Genomic DNA, 2,398 nt, shown 5'->3' on the forward strand with positions numbered 1-2,398 from the left:
GCGCTTTTCCTGTCGTAGGACTGGGCAAGGAGGCGCTGCAGGTATGAAGGTGCGTTGCCCTGGGATGATACATAATACCCGCACTCAAGCATCTGGCGCGGCCCAGTTATGTCAAAGACAAGGTGCTTGTCCTCGTCAATGTCAGTGGGGTCGGAATTGGTGTTGACAATTGCCACCTGCCCAAGCGATGCGGCGCTTCCAAGCCCGCCTGTCCTTGCGACAAACGGCACATCGGTCGTGACAGTCTTGTATGCCCTTGGAAGAGGTGTGTTTGGATAGCCAACCACAAAATCAATCTTGCACAAGGATGGGTCTCCTGAATTGAGGGTAGCCCACTCAAGGCATATTATGCAATTTGCGTCCCTGTGGATTGTGTAGTTGCAGCCACCGACAACATGCTCAAATGCGGTTTCGCTCAGATTCTTCAATATGGCGCCTGAGATGTTTGTTATGTTGCCCAGGAATGCTTCATCCCCGGGATAGTCTGTAAGCCAAACATATGTCTTGTCAGGGTCTGTTGCCTCAAGGGGGTCTTCAACAAGATAACCTGAAGCCCAGCCAAAACCCCTTTTGCCGTTTCTCACAAGCTTAACCTGTGCATCCGAATAACTTCTGGAGTTTTCGTTTGGCGATGCAAAAACAATTTTTTTGATGTTTGGGCCCATGAACCTGCTTGCCTGTGGGTCTTCCATCCCAAGAATCGAGAAGTTTGTGGCAACAGTCAGGTTTCTTGAAATCATCATCGTGCCTTCCTTGTTTTTCACATAAACGCTTGTCTTGAAGCTCAGGTTGACTGTCCACGGGTCTGCCTGGGCAAGGCTGAAGTTTGTCACATTGCCAAGAGAAAACACAAAGCCCATCTTCCCAGCCGCCTTCCCAACTTTTTCCGACCAATTGGAAATTATGTACTGCTTTTCCTCGGGGGTTGTGTATTCAAGCCTGTCAACAAACGCCCCGGCATTCGTGCCGCCGTAGAGCATAAGCTCGTAGATGCTCTGGTTGATGGTTGAGATGCCATCTGCCCCTGCTGGGCTTATCGGGTGCGTGACTGAAAACTGTGCAAGCCTTGCAAGCGAGTAGCGGGCAGACATCCTGGCAAAATCGCCAAGTTTTTCCTCGGTCAGCTGGCCCATTATCTGCCTCATAGAGTCAGACTGGAGCTTTTCTGGGGTTTTTGCCTCCCTTTCCTTGACCACGTTTGACCAAAGCGTTACTGAGATGAGCATGAATGAGAGGAGTATGACAGCTATTATTGTGAAAATAACTCCCTTTTTATGCTTATTTACGCCTTCTAGCTTTTCTTTCATGCTAAAACCCTATTCATCTCAATTAATCATTTATTTCATATATAGACTGTAAGCCTAACCACAGTCACAAGCGGCGTGCCTGTGTCGGCAGTTATCCCAGGTTCGACTGCGCAAATGACGCTGCTTTGAACCTGGCCGCAATCGGGGGGGTTTGCAGGCTGGGGCGGCGTCGCATAGCCTGAAACAAGCGACTGAGCTGAAACGGACAGTTTTCTGTATTCCTTATTATGGGTGGTGTCAAGGGTATCGATTGCAGTGTCGTAAATGACATCCCAGCCGCCTGCACTTGTGCTTCGCTCAATTCGAAACCCGTATTGCTGGGGAATCAGGGGTCCGACATTTTCCCGGATTTTCTGGTGAACTATCGGAGAGGCCCCGCCAGCGGCAAAAAATTCCAGATACGTCTGTTCGCTTGAGGCGTATTTGAGGTGGTCCAGGGAATTTAGTGTGTCTCTTGCAAGCGAGTAGCCCTGTTGGTAGGTTGAATAATAAGATTTTGGCAAAAGCACAAGGACAAAAAGAGAGTAAATTGCAACCAGTACAAGCGAGAGGGCTACAAAAGCGTCAAGGGAAAAAACAAATCCCCGCCTTCCACTGCTGCTTGGCATTGCATCGGACATGTAAATCCATTTCTCGCTCATTCTTAATAACCTTGCACTTGCCTTGGCATCAGGACAAAATAGCCTGCAGGCCCTATTGGGCTTTGGATCAGAAATCAGTTTGTTGAATTAACGCTGCTGTTGCTTTCTGCTTGCAGAAAAAACCAGCTAACTCAAGTTAGCTCTGACTTTAAGCCCCAAGCTTTTGCTTCAGGCCAAGCCCTCTTGCAGGGTCAAGGGCGGGGGCATAGACGAGGCTGCCAACCCCCCTGGCAAACCCGCCGGCAACACCGCCGAATATCTCCTCAACCAGGCCCTTTCCCTCCTCAATCTGGCACACCGGGGGCTTGTCCGTGTTTTCAAGCCCTCCAAGCTGAGCAGCCTTTTTTAGCGCGTCGTTCCTGTTTCCAAGGCTGTCAACAAGGCCTATTTTGTATGCCTGCTTGCCTGAGAGAATCCGAGCATCAAGCGCCATGTCAAATTTGCCCTTGT

Annotated in this window: 3 protein-coding genes; all 3 read right to left on the reverse strand. The window is 49.8% G+C overall.

The window, feature by feature from the left end; translation table 11 throughout:
- Positions 1–1,307 (reverse strand): hypothetical protein (locus tag FJZ26_05545; protein MBM3229871.1); only part of this gene is annotated, 1,307 nt, incomplete at its 3' end.
- A gap of 35 nt (positions 1,308–1,342) precedes the next feature.
- Positions 1,343–1,948 carry a hypothetical protein gene (locus FJZ26_05550; protein ID MBM3229872.1) on the reverse strand — a complete coding sequence of 202 codons (606 nt, stop codon included), beginning with the start codon at positions 1,946–1,948 and terminating at the stop codon, positions 1,343–1,345.
- Between the two features lie 148 nt (positions 1,949–2,096).
- Positions 2,097–2,381 (reverse strand): hypothetical protein, encoded by a 285-nt coding sequence (locus tag FJZ26_05555; protein ID MBM3229873.1) that lies wholly within the window; start codon positions 2,379–2,381, stop codon positions 2,097–2,099.
- Between the last annotated feature and the right edge of the window lie 17 nt (positions 2,382–2,398).

The organism is Candidatus Parvarchaeota archaeon (genome assembly GCA_016866895.1).
In the GTDB taxonomy this organism is placed as follows: Archaea; Micrarchaeota; Micrarchaeia; order Anstonellales; family VGKX01; genus VGKX01.